The organism is Novosphingobium sp. RL4, from assembly GCF_035658495.1.
GTDB lineage: Bacteria > Pseudomonadota > Alphaproteobacteria > Sphingomonadales > Sphingomonadaceae > Novosphingobium.
Genome location: NZ_CP141944.1, coordinates 709297 through 726470, shown reverse-complemented (window position 1 = coordinate 726470; position 17174 = coordinate 709297). Strand labels below are relative to the sequence as shown.

Sequence of the window (17174 nt, the reverse complement as noted above, 5' to 3'; positions counted from 1 at the left end):
ATTAATCACGCCTGCGAGGCACCGGAATGGCGAACATATCGGGCCAAAGCGGCTGCCGGGCGGGCTGGTTGCCCGTCCAAAGTCGCTTTGGTTCGAGATGGAAGCCATTCCGGTGTCCCGGAGGGATTTGATCAAAATGGCCCAGTGCAGCGTCAGAAAGGCTTGAAATATAGACATATTACTACGCCTTCCTTCCTCGCTCTGAGCCATTTTGATTCAAACCTCGCAGGCGTGATTAATGGGTCCTGACCCTAGCGGCGTGGCCGAATTCCCGCGCACGACGCGGGCGCCGGAGAAACGTCCTGCCGGCCGAAGCGAAAACAACCGCTCCGGCCGGCGGACAGGTTCAGCGGGTGAAGGCCTTGAGTTCGGCAAGGCGGATGGCGCGGCCGGCTGCCGGCACCATCGTCACGCGAATGCGTTCGCCCGTAACGGCGGGCCAGCGCAGCTCGGTTACGCCATTGGCAAGCGGGGCGGCCTTGGGCGCGGCCACCTGCTGCCAGCCGCCATCGCGCCAGACCTCGACCGAGACCCGGCGCGGCGCCGCGAACTTCGCACCATCGGCGAAGAACGCCAGCTCCGCACGGCCGAGCGTGACCGTCTTGCCGAAGTCGACCGCGTACCACTGCGGCGCGGAAGACTTCGCCGAATCCCAGCCGTTCGGCAGTTCCGGATAGAACCAGGCGCGACCGTCGATACCGTCGTGCAGGTTCTCCGCCTCTGTGCCGGAGGACGCGCTGGCCTTGGGGAAGTTGCCCCGCACGAGTTGCACCGCAAGGTTCTCCTCCCGCACGATCGGGGCATTGGCCTTGCGCGCAAGCGGCACCTCGATCCGGGCCGGATCGTCACGGTGAGCGACTTCGGCGCCGTCCACCGCGATGGTCAGCCCCTTGCGGCCATAATGCTTGCCGTCCGCATCCCATGTCACCGAGACCTCGTGACCGTGATAAGGCACGCGCTCGATGTGGAACCAGCCCAGCGCCTGCGGGTCACCGGCGGCCGGAAGCAGCGGGTTGACCTCCAGCACGTCGTCCGCGCGCGGGCGGATGCCGACAAGGCCGGTCAGGATCAGGTCGAGATAGCCGGAATGGAAATAGTGATGGCTGCGGTCCAGCCCGACGATCGGCTTGCCGGTCTCCGGGTGGTAATCCTCTTCCAGGTCGAGCCGCGCGTTCCTGCCCTCACCCTGGTAGTGAAGCTGGGTGTACTGGCGCAGCAGGCGCATGTAGTCGCTGCGCGTCACCGGACCCGTCTGGCCATAGTGATCGAGCAGGTTGGCCATGCCGGTCAGTACCTGCGTGGTCTGGTAGGGCCAGATCGGCCCGTTCCACTGACACTCGGGCGCGGTGCCCAGATAGCGATACTGGCGCATGTAATATTCGTAGTTCTGCTCGACGGTGCGCATCCCCGCCTTGCCCGCCAGCGACGCGGGATCGAGCAGATGGCCCCAGGCAGCCGAATAGTTCGCCTCGTCCGGCACGAGATCGAACATCCACGGCAGGTAGCCCACCAGCTCGCGATTGCGGATCTGGTCCCAGTATTTCACATGCTCGTTCGAGACCTGGTAGCGGTCCACGAAATGGCCGAGTTTCGGGCTCCACAGGTCTTCGAGAACGCGCGTGCGCAAGGCCTCGGCACGGCCCGCGTATTCCTTGGCCATAGCCGTGTCGCCCGCCAGCGCCGCCATGCGCGAAAGGGCGCGGGCATTGGCGAACATGTAGCTGTTGACCGAGGGCCGGAAGGAATCGCCGCCCCGGAACCCGTCCTTGCCGCCAGAGGCGTCGATCGAGGACACGGTGTATTCGGTGGCATCGAGCAGCGGCTCCACGAAGTAGAGCCCCTTGGTGAAGTCGAACTTCTCGTCCCACAGCCGGTAGATGTGGCGCATCGTCTTGAGGTGCGCGAGCACCGCCTCGCGGTCGCCGTCGACAAGGTAGCGGCCCCAGACCGAGTCGGCCATGTGGTCGGTGAAGTGACGGTCGTTGCCGCCCTCGTACATGAAGTTGACGTAATCGTCGGTGAAGCGGCGATCGTTCAGCCAGCGCCCTTCGGCGATGTGGAAGCCGCTGGCGTCGTTGAGACTGGCGAAAGGCTCGCGCTGCCAGTCCACGTCGTCGGCGAATTCGGTGGTGACGTAGCCCTGCGCGCCGAGGTCGCGCTGGTGCGCGCGGAACAGGCCCCAGCGGTAGTAGTAGACCGCATCGATCTTCGGATCGGCGCTCTCGAAGAAGGGAATGCGCTGTTCGTACCAGGCGGCGTCGTTGCCGAAGCGAGCCTTGGCGATGGCGGCGGTATCGAGCTTCGGAACAGCCCGGCCGACACCAGAAGAAGCGGAGGTCCTGGAAGACGCGGATTCTTGGGAGGATGCGGCAGGCGGCAGGCTGGCCCCGCCCGCAAGAAGCGCCGCGGTGGCGAGGATCGTCCGGATGTTTCCGCGCATCGTTACCCCTTCATGGTCTGGCGAGCGTCAGCTGATAGCAGCAAAAAATAAAGGCGGCCGTCCTGCCGGGCCTGTGTTGGGAGAGGAGCCCGGAGGAACAGCCGCCTATGGCGGGCCGCGACACGGAATGGCGTGTGTCGCGGCCCGCCTTGTCAGGTTAGAACTTGAAGCGAACGCCCGCCGCGAACGTGCGGTCGATCAGCAGGGTATTCGCGTTCATGGTGACCGGGCCGCCGGCATCCTCGAACTTGTAGTAGTCCTGCTGCTTCGCCTTGGTGATGTTCACCGCGTCGAAGGTCAGGCCGATGTCGTCGGTCACGGCGAAGGTGAGCTGGAAGTCCAGGCTCTTCTCGGGCTTGCGCCAGAAGCCGATCGGGTTGGCGAAGGCACGCGCCTCGTTGCGCTGGAGGAAGCCCTTGCGCCACACGTAGGAGAGACGTGCACCGATCGGACCGCGCTCGTAAGCCAGCGTGGCGTTGTACGAGAACTTCGACACCGCGAAGAACGCCGACTTGGTGAGGACGGTGTTGCCCTCGTCGTCGGTTTCCGGGATCGTCTGCGAAGAGTCGAGGATCGTGGCGCTGCCCTGGAAGCCCAGGCCGTCGAGCACGCTCGGCAGGTAGGTCGGGAAGTAGGTCAGGCCCAGTTCCACGCCCTTGAGCACGCCGTCGGACGCGTTGGTCGGACGGGTAACCTGGAAGTAGTCGGTGGCGGTGCTGCCCTCGATGCCGTTGTTCGGGATATACTCGAGCGTGGTGAGCGGAACGACGAGACCACTGATTTCACGGCGGAAACCGGTGACGTAGATTGCGCTGTTGCGCTCGAAGTACCATTCCAGCGCAAGGTCGAAGTTCTTCGACGTCGTCGCCTTCAGGCCGGCGTTGCCGGCGCTGCCCGTGCCGAAGCCCAGACCCGAAAGGTCGCCGGTGAGCGAAACGTTCGGGTTGAGGTCGCCGAACGCCGGACGACGCAGGGTTTCACCGTAGTTGAAGCGCACGCGCAGGTTCGGCGTGATCTCGTAACGTGCGGTGAAGCTCGGCAGGAACTTCATCTGACCGGTCGAAACGCCGGTGCGGGCATAGTCGTTGTAACGATCGAAGTAGTCGTAATCGGTATCGATCGTGACCATGCGCACGCCGCCTTCGAGCATCAGCGGACGGCCGAAGATTTCGACCTGACCGTCAGCCAGGAGGTAGGCCGCCAGGGTGACTTCGTTGATGTCGAACACGCGGCCGAACGAAAGCTGATCGGACAGCAGCAGGTTCGGGTTGGCCGCCTGGTAGAGCGTGCGGATGGCGTCGGCGTTCTTGTACAGCGCCGGGCCGTTTGCCAGCACCCAGCTGGTCGGAACGTCGGCGCGGCCATCGAAGAAGCCGCTGTTGGTGAAGCTGTAACCGTCACCCAGCGAGGCCAGCGTGCCGCCAAGGGCGCCCGCGCTCTGTTCGCGAATGAAGGTGCTGGCCTTGCGATCGTCGTAGCGGAAGCCCGCCTTGATCCGGCGCAGGAAGCCTTCGTCCCATTCGTAGTAGCCGTCGAGCTGGAAGGTCAAAGCCTTGCCGGTGCTCCGGTTGCCGTTGTCGAACAGGTCGCCGACGGTCCACTGGGTTGCGTCGGTCAGGACTCCCGGCGTGCCGAAGCTGTACGACGGGATACCGCCGCCAGCGTTGAAGTCGACGTCGATGTCCAGCGGCGCGCGGTTGGTGCGCACGGCGAAGAACGAGGTTTCGTTCTTGCTGTCCTGGTAGGCGAGGTCGGCGGTGATCTTGCCGCGATCGCCCACGTCCCAGTCCGCGTTCAGAGCGTAGACATAGCTGTCGGTCTTGTTCGTGGAGTAGTCCGCGCTGTTGAAGCCCGAAACGCCGCCGATCTTGCGCGACTTGATGACGTTGGTGCCGTCATAGAGTTCGAAGGTCGAACCCGGATCATCACCCAGATCGCCCCACCAGTCGGCAAAGCTGAACAGCATCGAGTTGAAGGTGCTGCCGCGGAAGCCGGTGTAGTAGAACTCGGCGGTATAGGTCGAACGGTCGTTCGGCGCCCACTGCAGGGCGGCGTTGATCGAGGGACGCTCACGCTTGCCGTAAAGATCCGAGCTGATGACCGCATCGCGCGAGAGGTAGTAAGGCACCTCTACGCCGTCGATGTTGAGGGTCGAACCCGGCGTGGTCGGCAGACCCGCGTTGAGGCCCGGCTTCCAGTAGGGGTTCGCCGGGTCGGTGTTGGGGAAAATGCGCTGCAGCGGCGTCAGCCAGGTGTCCGAAGGCGGGTTTTCGGTGGCGAACGGCACCAGGGCGCCGGCCTGCACGTTCATGTTGCGATACTTCGAACGCGTATAGCTGCCGTTGATGAGGAAGCCGATGTCGCCGATGCCGGTTTCCCAGCGATCGCTGACGAGCAGCGCGACGTTCGGGTTCACCTTGTCCGCCAGCTCGCTGTAGACACCGCGCGCAAGGCCGGAAATGGTGAAACCGTCGAAGTCGAACGGACGGCGCGTGGCGACGTCGATCTGGCCGGCGAGGCCGAATTCGAGCTGGTCTGCCGAGCGGGTCTTGTAGACGTCGATCTTGCGGACGAGGTTCGACGAGATGTCCTGCAGCGCGAACGAGGTGCCGGCCGCGGTGAAGATGTTGCGGCCGTTCCAGGTGGTGACAGGATCGGACAGGCCACGGATCGTGATGGTCCCGGTCTCGCCGCCGGCACGGTCGGTGACCTGGATGCCGGTGACGCGCTGGAGCGCTTCGATCACGTTGTTGTCAGGCAGCTTGCCGACGTCTTCAGCCACGATCGAATCGACGATCTGGATGTTTTCCTTGCGGCTGTTGATGGCGCCCACGATCGAGGCGCGCACGCCGGTGACGATGATGTCCTCGGCAGTCGGTTCAGCGGCGTCGGCGGCCTGCGGAGCGGCATCCTGCGCGTGAGCCACGGTGGCGAGGCTCAGGGCGAAGACGGATGCGGTGCAGAATGCAAATGGCTTGAGCGCCATGGATCAACCCTCCCATTGGGGCTGGCCCATACCATGCCCCTTCGAATTACTCGGACTAATTATTAGTCTGACTAATGCGATGCAAGGATAAAAGGGGGAGCGCTATCAAAAAGGGGCGTGGAGTGTGGCAGATTCGCCGCAATTCCGCCCGGAACACGAGGATTCCGGGCGGTCTTGTCTGAGTTGTTGCTGTCAGCCGACGAGCCAGCTCGTCGCCGGATCGCCCTTGTCCGCCAGCTTCACCGCATCGCCGGAGAACGCGAGCGCCTTCGACGAGTCGGACTTGGAAACGAAGCGCACGGTGCCCTGCACTTCCCCGGCCTCGCGCAGGAACAGGTCGGCAGTGCCGAGCGCGGTCAGCGCAGCCACGCCGTCCTTGCCCACCGCAAGCCCCTTGTCCCGCAGGAGGATCGGCGAAAGCTGCACCGCGCCGTCAGCGCCGGCGATCTCGCGGAACTGGGTCCGGGGCAGCGGCGTACCCTTGGCGAGGGTCAGCTTCGTACCGTCATGACCCAGCATCACCTCGCGGTTCACAGCCGGGGTGAAGCGCTCGGGCAGCGCGCCGTTGCCGACCGGAACGCCGAAGTCCGGCGCGCCCTTGTCATCGTAATAGATGCGCTGGACGCGGGTGTGGCGATCCGGGTTGAGCAGCGGGTCGCCTTCGATCTTCTCGTAGTCGCGGCCGTGGTAGACGAGGATGTCGTTGCCGTTCTCGTCCACCGTGAAGCTGTTGTGGCCGGGGCCGTAGACCGAGGTTTCCACGCAAGTCGCGAAGACCGGCTTCTGCGACTTGGTCCATGCCTTGGGGTCCATGAGGTTGGCGTTCTCGTCGATCGTCAGCATGCCGAGGCAATAGACGGCGCCGGTGCCGCTGGCCGAGTAGGTCATGAACAGGCGGCCGTTCTTTGCCAGCACCGCCGGGGCCTCTGCCACCTTGTAGGCGCGGGTTTCCCAGTCGAGCGTCGGCACCGTAAGGCGGACGGGATCGGCCGAAAGCGTCAGCGCGTCCTTCATCGGCGCGATGTAGAGGTTCGAATTGGTGTCGATCCCTTCCTCGCGCTGGGCCCATGCGAAATAGCGCTGGCCCTTGTGGACGAAGCTCGTGGAATCGAGGTTGAAGCTGTCCCACGGCATCTTGAATTCGCCAAGGACCGACCACTTGCCGGTCATCGGGTCGGACCCGTCGCAGACGATGGCGTAAGTGCGGATGCGGAACACGTCCTCGCCGCCGCCGCTGGGGCCGGCCGCGAAGTACATGACCCACTTGCCGTCGATGAGGTGCAGTTCGGGCGCCCAGAGGAAGCCGGACATCGGGCCGGTCTTCTCATGACGCCAGAGAACGCGCTCCTCGGCGGTGGCGAGACCGGCCAGCGTCTTCGAGCGACGCAGGATCAGGCGATCGTATTCGGGGACCGAGCCGGTGAGGTAGTAGTTACCGTCGTCGTGGCGGAAGACCTGCGAATCGGCGCGGTTCTTCACCAGCGGATTGATCGGGCCCTTGAGCGGATCGGCGACGGCAGCCTTGTCGTCACCACCGAGAGCGGCATCGCCCGCACGGTTGCAGGCGATGGGAAGCAGGGCGGCACTGGCGGCAAATGCGCGGCGCGAAAGGGAAAAGTTCATGTCATCCTCTCCGAGATGCTTGTTTCGTGGCGCCGGTCCGATTTGATCCGGCGATGGGAAAAAGGACACCCCGGTCGGGGGACCGGGGTGCCGTCAGGTGGGATCAGTATTCGGCGACAGGCCAGCCGTCCGCGTCCCAGCGGATCGGCGCGATGCGCAGCGTGGGCGCACCGTTCGCCTGCTTGTCGTAAGCGTGGTAGACGACGTAAGTAGTGCCGTCCTTGTCGGTGAAGGCGCCGGCATGGCCGGGGCCGCGGAAGCGCTGCTGCTCTTTCAGGTCGGCGCGCAGGAAGATCGTGCCGCGACCTTCCATCATCGAACTGCCGTCCTTGCCGAGGTAGGGCCCGGTGATCTTCTTCGAGCGGCCGACGACGGTGTAGTAGGTGCTGTTCACGCCCTTGCAGCAATAGTCGTAGCTGGCGAGCAGATAGTAGAAGCCGCCGTGCGGGATGATGAAAGGCGCTTCGACCGGGGCCGGGCCACCTGCAGGAGCAAGGCGGCGGGCGATCGAATAGGGCTCGGTACCGGGGGCGACCTTGCCGGTCTTCGGATCGAGCGGGAACAGCTTCAGGCCGGTCCAGAAACTGCCGAGCGAGAGCCACTGGCGGCCCTGCGCATCCTCGACGAAATTGGGGTCGATGGCGTTGAAGTCGTCCTCATGCGTCGACATGACGACGAGGCCCTGGTCCTTCCAGCCATAACCCTTGGCCTTGGGATCGAGCGTCTTGCTCGTCGCCAGGCCGATGGCGGAACGGTTGGAGCCGAACGTCGAGACCGAGTAATAGAGCCGGTATTCGCCGTTCACGTAGGAGATGTCGGGCGCCCAGATGCCTTCGGCGCCGGGGATCGCCTGCCTGGCCCATGCCGGAATCTCGGCGAAGACCGAACCGGCATCCTTCCAGGCCTTCAGGTCCTTCGAGGTCTTGATGCCGACATAGCGGCCCACGGTGCTGAAGACGTAGTAGGTATCGCCTTCCCGGATGATGACCGGATCGTGCACCGTGAGGTCGCCGCTCAACCGGGAATTGAGCGTGCCCGCCCCCTTCTCGCCGACCTGCACTTGCGCATCGGCCGCACCGGAGGCGGCCAGCACGGCAAGGCTGGCGGCAGCGAGGAATTTCCTGAACACGTACTCTCTCCGAACTTGCTTTGTTATGCCGCGCAGGCGTTCCATGCGGCGACGATCTCGGCGGCCTTTGCGCCAACCGTCGCGGCATCGAAGCCGGGCTTGTAGAGGCTGCCGCCCACGCCGATGCCGAAGACGCCCGCTGCGCGGTATTCCGCGACATTGGCAGCGCCCACACCGCCCACCGCCCAGACGCGGCTGGTCTTGGGCAGGACTTCGCGGATCGCCTTGATGTAGCTGCTGCCCAGCACCGAGCCGGGGAACAGCTTGAGGTCATTGGCGCCTGCCGCCACGGCGGCGAATGCCTCGGTCGGGGTGAGGAAGCCGGGGAGCACGTCCATGCCGAGTTCGATCGAGCGCCTGATGACGGCCGGATCGACATTGGGCGAAACCATGAAGGTTCCGCCGACACCCGCCAGCGTCTCCGCCAGATCGGTGCCGATCACGGTGCCGCCGCCGATCGCGGCGCGGTCTCCCAGAGCCTCGACCATGGCGCCGATGGAGCCGGCGGGATCGGGCGAGTTGAACGGCACTTCGATGATCCGCACGCCGGCCTCGACCAGCGCCGTGCCGATCTCGACCGCTTCGTGAGTCTGGATGCCGCGCAGGATCGCGACGACCGGGGCAGCGCCTTCTGCCAGAACCTGTTCGATCTTCATGCTTTCAATTCCTTTGCGATACGCAGACCGGCAAGGACCGCCGCGTCGCCGTCGATACGGCGGGCGGTGCAGCCGAGTCCTTCCAGCGCACGGTCATAAAGCGCCGACAGCGCCGGGTCGCCAATCAGGACCACCGAAGCGCCCGGCGTGACACGGGCTGCCACTTCGCCGCCGATGAGCAGCCCCGAGATATAGCCGCGCGACCAGTCCTTCGACCGGCCGTCCAGCATTCTGGCACCCCGCGCTTCGAACAGCGCGCCGGTCAGCGGCTCGCCGCAGCGTTCGAGACCGCGTGCGAAGCCTTCGTCGACAGTGCCCTCGCCCGGCGTATCGGGTCCGGTCAGCGTCGACTGTCCGGCCAGCAGCGCGAAAAGCTCGCCGGTCGGGTGAGTGCGGAACATGGTGATCGTGCCATCCCTGACCGTGACCCACTTGCAGTGTGTCCCCGGCAGCGCGATGAGATGTTCGCCCTCCGCAAGGTCCGGGTGAAGCGCGAGGGCGCCGAAGACTTGCGCCTCCTCGCCCCGCATCACTTCCGGCACGCCGTCCGCACGGCAGCTCAGCCCCGGCAGCACCGAAACCGGAATGCCGGCGACTTCGAGCCGCGTGCGTGAGGACAGCCACTTGGCCGCGTCCGCCGGGCAGGCCGCATAGCCTGCCGCGACGAGCGCACCCGGAGCACCGGCCATGCCGCAAAGCACGACTTCGGACAGCGGCCCTTCGGCCTTCCAGCTTTCCAGCCTTTCGGCCAGCGCCGCTTCGGCGTGACCTTCAAGCGCACCCGGCCCGCTGAGCCGGGCGACCACGTCCTCGCCGTCGAGGCGGAACAGCCGCAGCCGGGTGGTGCCCCAATCTCCCAAGACATAAGGAGCGGCGGGGACGTGGTTCACGCTCATTGCAGTTCGAGCACCACGACCGACTTGGCCGGCAGGGTAACGACAAGGTTGCCGCCCTGCACGGTGGCGCCGGAGAAGGCCTCGGGCTTCACCGCATTCGGTGCGTCGAAGGTGTTGTGCGCGTTGATCGCGGGTGCCGTCAGGATACGGCCCGTGGCCGCCGATGCGCTGACGCCGCCGAGCTTGATCGTCACCGTGTTGGACTGGTTCGGATCGAGGTTCGACAGGCCGACATGGATCTTGCCATCCTTGCCCTTCACTGCCGAGCCGCTGACGGCAGGCATCGAGAACTCGTCCTTGTGATACCAGGGCGACTTGATCTGGATCGGCAGCACGGTGGCATCCTGCCACGGCTTGTACATCTCGAAGACGTGGTAGGTGGGCGTGAGCACCATCTTGTTGTCTTCGGTGAAGATCATCGCCTGGAGCACGTTCACCATCTGGGCGATGGCGGTCATCCGCACGCGGTCGGCATGCTTGGCGAAGATATCGAGATGGACCGAGGCGATCAGCGCGTCGCGCAGGGTGTTCTGCTGGCGCAGGAAGCCCGGATGCGTGCCCGGATCCTGGGCGTACCACGAACCCCATTCGTCCACGGCCAGGAAGACCCGCTTCTCGGGGTCGTACTTGTCCATGATCGCCGAGTGCCTGGTGATCAGCTCGTCCATGTGGCGCGCGCCGTTCAGCGCATCGGCCCAGCCATGTTCGTCGAAATCGACGGCGGGCGCACGCGGCGGCCAGCCACCGGCAGGGTGGACGTAGTAATGCAGCGAAACGCCGTCGAGCTGCGGGGCCGCGACGCGCATCATCGTCTCGGTCCAGTTGTAGTCGTCGACATTGGCGCCCGCGGCGACCTTCAGGATCTTGGTGCCGGCAGGCGCCTTGACGAAGGTGGCATAACGGCGGGTCTCGTCGGCCGCGAATTCGGGACGCATGTTCCCGCCGCAACCCCAAAGCTCGTTGCCGACGCCGAAGTAGGCGACCTTCCAGGGCTCCTTGTGGCCGTTTTTGGCGCGCAGCTCAGCCAGCGAACCGGCAGGTGCGGTCATGTATTCGACCCATTCGGCCATTTCGCGCGGCGTGCCGTCGCCGACGTTGCCGGCGATATAGGCTTCCGCGCCGACCTGGCGCAGCAGTTCGAAGAATTCGTGCGTGCCCACGGTGTTCGGCTCGGTCACGCCGCCCCAGTGGGTGTTGACCTTGACCGGACGCTTGTTCTGCGGGCCGATGCCTTCACGCCAGTTGTACTCGTCGGCGAAGCAGCCGCCCGGCCAGCGGATCACGGGGACCGAGAGGTCCTTGAGCGCCCGGACGACATCGTTGCGGAAACCGTTGGTGTTCGGAATCTTGCTGTTCTTGCCGACCCACAGGCCGCCGTAGATCCCCGTGCCGAGGTGCTCGGCGAACTGGGTGAAGACTTCCTTATGATAGACCGCGCCGGGCTTGTCGGCGTCGATGGTCGCCGTGGTGGGCTGTCCGTCGGTATCGGCATGAGCCGTGCCTGCGAGCGCAGTGGCGCTCAGCAGGACGGCTGCGGTGGTCAGGCGAAGCGCCTTCAACATGTCTTGTCCCCTCCCTGGGAAATCAGTCGTGGAATTCTTCGACGAGCTCGCGGCGTCCGCGCAGGAACGCGTCGGCCACGAGGCGCAGCGGCGCGATGTCCACATCGCTGCGGCCGCCACGGATCAGGTTGGCGAAGCGCGAATAGAGACCCGGATATTCAAGGTCTTCGTTGTGCTCTGTGCCGGTGGGCAGGGTGAGCACGGCGCCGCCGTTCGAGAGCTTCAGCGTTCCCGCGTCAGTCTCGACGATGATGTCCCACGACTGCGGGCCGGTCTGGCGCCAGTCGAGGTCCATGTGGATTTCGGCTCCGGCGGTATCGCGGAACTCGATATCGGCGGCGATCGGCGCAGCGCGGTTGGCCGGCAGGCTGAGCGTCGCTTCCTTGAGGAAGAACGGGCGCGGCATGATGTGCGTGGCGATCGAGAGAGCATTGATGCCCGGATCGAACACGCCAAGGCCGCCCGGTTCCCAGATCCAGTCCTGACCCGGATGCCAGACGCGCACGTCTTCGCGCCAGACGATCCTGGCGCTCTTGATCGTACGCTCGGCAAGCCAGGCGCGGGCCGGGGCAACGCCCGCGGCGTAGCGCGAGTGCCACGAAGCGAACAGCGTCACGCCCACCTTGTCGGCACGGCTTTCCAGCGCCGCCACTTCGGCCAGCGTGGCGCCCGGCGGCTTTTCCAGGAACACGTGCATGCCCTTCGCCAGCGCCAGCGCGGCGAGGTCATAGCGGACCTGCGGCGGGGTGCAGAGCGCCACCGCGTCGATGGCCGGGCCGTTCTCGACCAGGTCTTCGAGGCTGCTGAAGTGCGGGATGCCTTCAGGGCCGCGGTGATGCGGGCTGACCGTGGCGCCGAGGCTGAAGTTCGGGTTGCCCTCGATCGCGGGGATATGCTGGTCGCGGGCGATCTTGCCCACGCCAACGATGGCGATACGGATCGGATCCATGGCTCAGAGCGCCTTCACGGTTGTCGTCGCCTCGCCCGAAGCGGCAGCGCGGGCAAGCGGGTTGGAAACCGGCAGGGTGAAGGGTGCGGCGTCGATCTCGAATACGTCGCCTTCCTGCGTGGTCACGCCGTCGGCGAACGAGAGCGTCGCGGTGCCGAAGAAGTGGACATGCACGTCGCCCGAACGGCGGAACAGGTCGTACTTGAAGTGGTGATGCTCAAGGTTCGCAAAGGTGTGCGACATATTGCCTTCGCCCGAGAGGAAGGGCTTTTCCCAGATCGTCTCGCCGCCGCGCACGATCTTGCTGGTGCCCTCGATCTTCTCCGGCGGGGTGCCCAGCAGCAGTTCCGGGCCGAGCGCGGCCTGGCGCAGCTTCGAGTGCGCAAGCCACAGGTAGTTGTGACGCTCGGTGACGTGGTCCGAGAACTCGTTGGCGAGCGCGAGGCCGAGGCGGTAGACATGGCCGTCTTCGCCTACGAGGTAGATGCCCGCCAGTTCCGGCTCTTCGCCGCCGTCCTTGGCGAAGGCGGGCATGGTCAGCGCATCGCCGGGGCCGACGAGCAGCTGACCGTCGCCCTTGTAGAACCATTCCGGCTGCTGGCCTTCGGTGCCCGCGGCGGGCTTGCCGCCTTCAAGGCCCTCAAGGAACATGCGCATGGAATCGGTGACATGCTCACCCGAGGCGGCAGCCTGGTGCATCTTGTTGCGACCCTCGGCCGAACCGAGGTGCGTCAGGCCCGTGCCGGTCATCAGCAGGTGTGCGGAATCTTCGTGGTCGATCGGGGCAAGCAGGTTGCCGGCCGCGAATTCGGCCTTGATGTCGACCGCTTCGCCCTGTCCGGCAGCCTTGGCGGCTTCGGCCAGCGTCACGCCTTCGGCGATGGCGCGCTGGGCGAGTTCGCGGGTGCTGGTGACGCCCTGAAGGAAGTGGGCGGCATCGCCCTCGGCAAGAATGACGGAGCGCACGCCGTCAGGCGCGCGATGCTGGAGCAGGCGAAGGTAGGTCATGGAGATCTCTCCCGGGCTCTTGGCCCTATCTGCGGCGCGCCTTCTTGGGGGAGCGCGCCGCAGGGATTGAGTGGACTGGTTAGAGGGTAAGTGCGCCGTCGATCAGGCGGGGAGCGCCGTCACCGAAGGCCGCGTCGCGCAGTTCTGCCGGAAGCAGGCCCTGAGCGAAGTTCTGGTAGCTGACCGGGCGCAGGAAGCGGTCGATCGCCATGCTGCCGACCGACGTGGTGCGCGGGTCGGTGGTCGAGGGGAACGGGCCGCCGTGCACCATCGCGTGGCACACTTCGACGCCGGTGGGCCAGCCGTTGACGAGGATGCGGCCGACCTTGCGTTCCAGCACCGGCAGCAGGCGCGAAGCGGCGGCTTCGTCGGCTTCGTCCATGTGCAGGGTGGCGGTCAGCTGGCCTTCCAGGCCTTCGAGCAGGCCGGCGAGTTCGGCTTCGTCCTTGCAGCGCACGACGATCGACGCAGCGCCGAACACTTCGTGGCCGATCGCCTTGTCGGCGAGGAACTGGGCAGCCGTGGTCTGGAACAGGATCGCACCGCCGGTGGTCTTGCTGCCTTCTTCGCCCTTGGCGATGGTTTCGACGCCGGCATTGCCTTCAAGCGCTTCGACGCCCTTGGCATAAGCAGCGGCGATGCCGGTGGTGAGCATGGTCTGCGGCTTGGCTTCGGCAACACCGCCGGTGGCGGCCGCGACGAAGGCGTCCAGGCCTTCACCCTCGACAGCCAGGATCAGGCCGGGGTTGGTGCAGAACTGGCCGGCGCCCATCGTCAGCGAACCGACGAAAGCGGTGCCGAGCGCTTCGCCGCGTGCCTTCAGCGCTTCGGGAAGCAGCAGGACGGGGTTGATGCTCGACATTTCGGCATAGACCGGGATCGGCACTTCGCGGGCCTGGGCCAGCTTGGCGAGGGCGAGACCGCCACCGCGCGAGCCGGTGAAGCCGACCGCCATGATGCGCGGATCCTGGACCAGCGCGGCGCCGAGTTCGTTCGACGGGCCGACGAGGTGCTGGAACACGCCTTCGGGAAGACCGGCGTCCTTCACGGCCTTGGTGATCGCGGCGGCAATCAGGCTGCCGGTGATCGGGTGGGCCGGGTGACCCTTGACCACGACCGGGCAACCGGCGGCGAGCGCCGAAGCGGTGTCACCACCGGCGGTCGAGAAGGCGAGCGGGAAGTTCGAGGCGCCGAACACGGCAACCGGACCCACCGGAATCATGCGCAGGCGCAGGTCGGGACGAGGCAGCGGGGCGCGGTCCGGCAGAGCCGGATCGATACGCAGCTGCTGCCACTGACCCTTGCGGACGACATCGGCGAACAGGCGCAGCTGGCCGACGGTACGGCCACGCTCGCCCTCGCCGCGACCACGGGGCAGTCCGCTTTCGGCAATGTAGGCTTCGATCAGCGAATCGCCGATGGCGATGATCTCGTCGGCGATTCGTTCGAGGAACGCAGCGCGCGTTTCACGATCGGTGGCGCGATAAGTGTCGAAAGCAGCGGCAGCGGCGGCGCAGGCTGCGGCGACGTCGGCGGGGCCGTTCACGGCCAGAGGTTCGCCGTGCGGCTCACCGGTTTCGGCCACGATGGAACGGAATTCGGTCATTTGGGGTCTCCCTATTTACTCCGACATATTCCCAGCGCACAGGAAACGCAATGTTTGTCGTTCCTTCGCGTGAGAAGGGCTGTTACGTTCCCTTCGGGAGGTGCCAATAACAGTGTCAGAAGCCAATTTCGTGAACGATGAAGAAAGTGCAAGGCCGGCCGACGAGGCTCGGGGTCCGGGCCGCCGCCTGCACGGTGCGATCGCCCATAAACTGGGAACGGCCATCTTGTCCGGCAAATATGCGCCCGGGGACATTCTTTCTGGTGAAGTCGCCTTCGCCGAGGAACTCCAGGTCTCGCGCAGCGCCTATCGGGAAGCCATTCAGGTCCTCACCGCCAAGGGCCTGGTCGCCAGCCGCCCCAAGGCCGGAACGCGGGTGCTGCCGAGGGACCGCTGGAACCTGCTCGATCCCGAAGTGCTCGGCTGGGCCTTCGCGGGAGAGCCGGACATCGAGTTCGTGCGCAGCCTCTTCGAACTGCGCGCCATCGTGGAGCCTGCCGCCGCGCGGCTTGCCGCGCAGCGCCGGGACAAGAACGACCTCAAGGCGATGAAGGATGCGCTGGCCGCGATGCGGCGGCACACCCTGACCACCGAGGCCGGCCGCGCGGCGGATCGCGACTTCCACAACGCGATTCTCCAGGCCACCCGCAACGACGCCCTGCTCGTGCTCAGCGCCTCGATCGGTGCTGCGGTGAACTGGACCACCCAGTTCAAGCAGCGGGCCCGCGCCCTGCCCCGCAACCCGATCCCCGATCACGTCCGCGTCTATGACGCGATCGCCGCCGGGGATGCGGCGACCGCTGCCGAAGCGATGAACGTGCTGGTCGATCTGGCACTGGAGGACACGCGCAGCGCCATGGAGAAAAAGTAAGCCCGACGCCAACGCGCCCGGACCAAGTCCGGGCCCATCCATAATCCAAAAAAAGAAAAGGCCCCGGCGATCGCTCGCCGGGGCCTTTTCGTTGACGCTGGATAGCGCGGATTACTCGGCCCCCTCGGGAACCAGATCCGGTTCCGCGTTCGTGACCTTGCTGCCCCACAGAGCGTAGAACAGCACGTAGAGTTCGCATACCGCGGTCAGGATGAACGAGTTCTGGAGACCGAAGTTGTCGGCCAGCCACCCCTGCACGATCACCAGCGCGCCGCCGGCGATCGCCATGACCAGCAGGCCCGAGCCTTCCTCGGTCAGCGGGCCAAGGCCCTTGATGCCGAGGGTGAAAATGGTCGGGAACATGATCGAGTGGAACAGGCCGACAAGGATCAGCGACCACATCGCAACCGGGCCATGGGCGAAGATCGTCACGACCATTACCGCGAAGGCGCCGACCGAGAAGAACGCCAGAACCTTGCCCGCGTCGAAACGCTGCATGATCGCGGAGCCCGCGAAACGGCCGACCATCATGCCGCCCCACAGGAAGGTAAGGTACTTGCCCGCCTGTTCATGCGTCAGGTTGGCGATGTCGGGCTGGCTGACGAAGTTCACGAAGAGATTCGCCACGCCGATCTCGGCGATCAGGTAGATGAAGATCGCGGGAATGCCGAATACGAGGTTGCGGTGATTCCACAGCGAGAGGTGTTTGCGCTGCTCCTTGGCAAGGCGCGAGTTCGCCGTACCCATCGAGGGCAGCGGGAACTTGGCGATCACCACGGCCAGAATGACCAGCACCACCGCGACCAGCGCGTAAGGCAGGATCACCGAATGGGCGTCAGCCAGACGCTCGGCATCGGTCAGGACCGTGCCGGCGGCCGAGGTCCCGCTCTTGGAACGACCAAGAATCAGGTAGGCGCCGAACAGCGGGGCCAGCATGGTGCCGGCCGAGTTGAGCGCCTGCACCAGGTTGAGGCGCGAGGACGCGGTCTCGGGCTTGCCGACGACGGCGACATAGGGATTCGCCGCAACCTGAAGCAGGGTGATGCCGCTGGCGATCACGAAGAGCATGACCAGCGTGATGCCGTAGGACGGGATGCTGGCAGCCAGCATCATGCCCAGCCCGCCGGCGGCCATGATCAGCAGGCCGGTGACCAGCGACTTCTGGTAGCCGACGCGTTCGATCAGCTTCGCCGAGGGAATCGAGGCCACGAAATAGGCGATGAACCACACCGATTCGATAAGCGTCGTCTGGGTGTAGCTCAGGTCGAACACGCTGCGCAGGTGCGGCAGCAGCGTGTTGTTGATGACGGTGATGAAGCCCCACATGAAAAACAGGCTGGCAAGCAGCGTCAGCGCCGGGCCGTAGCGGACGCCCGCTGGCTGCGCGTGAAGCACCGGGGCATCTCCAGATGAAACCACTGGGGGCATGACTATCCTCTCTTTACCAG

The 17174-nt window shown here is 65.5% G+C and carries 12 protein-coding genes; 1 reads left to right on the top strand and 11 read right to left on the bottom strand.

Annotation, left to right across the window (positions count from 1 at the left end):
- Window positions 1-346 precede the first annotated feature (346 nt).
- The 10 genes from U9J33_RS03530 to U9J33_RS03485 all read right to left on the bottom strand — a co-directional run bounded on the left by U9J33_RS03530 (window position 347) and on the right by U9J33_RS03485 (window position 14855).
- On the bottom strand, window positions 347-2440 hold the full coding sequence (locus U9J33_RS03530; protein WP_324697922.1) for an MGH1-like glycoside hydrolase domain-containing protein: 2094 nt from the start codon (window positions 2438-2440) through the stop codon (window positions 347-349).
- Between the two features lie 157 nt (window positions 2441-2597).
- Window positions 2598-5426, bottom strand: a complete 2829-nt coding sequence (locus tag U9J33_RS03525; RefSeq protein ID WP_054437007.1) for a TonB-dependent receptor — start codon at window positions 5424-5426, stop codon at window positions 2598-2600.
- A 192-nt stretch (window positions 5427-5618) separates the two neighbouring features.
- The gene (locus tag U9J33_RS03520; protein WP_185998121.1) at window positions 5619-7049 is read right to left on the bottom strand and encodes a family 43 glycosylhydrolase; all 1431 of its coding nucleotides are present in this window, start codon (window positions 7047-7049) and stop codon (window positions 5619-5621) included.
- 103 nt (window positions 7050-7152) lie between these two features.
- A complete protein-coding gene (locus U9J33_RS03515; RefSeq protein WP_420719857.1) occupies window positions 7153-8178 on the bottom strand; it encodes an arabinan endo-1,5-alpha-L-arabinosidase in 1026 nt (341 codons plus the stop codon).
- A 23-nt stretch (window positions 8179-8201) separates the two neighbouring features.
- Entirely contained in the window at window positions 8202-8834 is a 633-nt protein-coding gene (locus U9J33_RS03510) for a 2-dehydro-3-deoxy-6-phosphogalactonate aldolase (protein WP_054437004.1), read from the bottom strand.
- The gene (locus U9J33_RS03505) at window positions 8831-9730 is read right to left on the bottom strand and encodes a 2-dehydro-3-deoxygalactonokinase (protein ID WP_185998123.1); all 900 of its coding nucleotides are present in this window, start codon (window positions 9728-9730) and stop codon (window positions 8831-8833) included. Before U9J33_RS03505 ends, U9J33_RS03510 begins: the two co-directional genes overlap by 4 nt.
- On the bottom strand, window positions 9727-11292 hold the full coding sequence (locus tag U9J33_RS03500) for an alpha-N-arabinofuranosidase (RefSeq protein ID WP_324697918.1): 1566 nt from the start codon (window positions 11290-11292) through the stop codon (window positions 9727-9729). Before U9J33_RS03500 ends, U9J33_RS03505 begins: the two co-directional genes overlap by 4 nt.
- A 22-nt stretch (window positions 11293-11314) precedes the next feature.
- The gene (locus U9J33_RS03495; RefSeq protein ID WP_054437001.1) at window positions 11315-12241 is read right to left on the bottom strand and encodes a Gfo/Idh/MocA family protein; all 927 of its coding nucleotides are present in this window, start codon (window positions 12239-12241) and stop codon (window positions 11315-11317) included.
- A gap of 3 nt (window positions 12242-12244) precedes the next feature.
- A complete protein-coding gene (gene araD1, locus U9J33_RS03490; RefSeq protein WP_185998125.1) occupies window positions 12245-13249 on the bottom strand; it encodes an AraD1 family protein in 1005 nt (334 codons plus the stop codon).
- Between the two features lie 79 nt (window positions 13250-13328).
- Window positions 13329-14855, bottom strand: a complete 1527-nt coding sequence (locus tag U9J33_RS03485) for an aldehyde dehydrogenase (NADP(+)) (RefSeq protein WP_054436996.1) — start codon at window positions 14853-14855, stop codon at window positions 13329-13331.
- Between the two features lie 130 nt (window positions 14856-14985).
- Here U9J33_RS03485 and U9J33_RS03480 point away from each other — a divergent pair, with 130 nt between their 5' ends.
- Window positions 14986-15726, top strand: a complete 741-nt coding sequence (locus U9J33_RS03480; protein WP_054437029.1) for a FadR/GntR family transcriptional regulator — start codon at window positions 14986-14988, stop codon at window positions 15724-15726.
- A gap of 111 nt (window positions 15727-15837) precedes the next feature.
- On the opposite strand, the gene U9J33_RS03475 is transcribed toward U9J33_RS03480, so the two are convergent.
- Window positions 15838-17154 (bottom strand): sugar MFS transporter, encoded by a 1317-nt coding sequence (locus tag U9J33_RS03475; protein WP_324697912.1) that lies wholly within the window; start codon window positions 17152-17154, stop codon window positions 15838-15840.
- Between the last annotated feature and the right edge of the window lie 20 nt (window positions 17155-17174).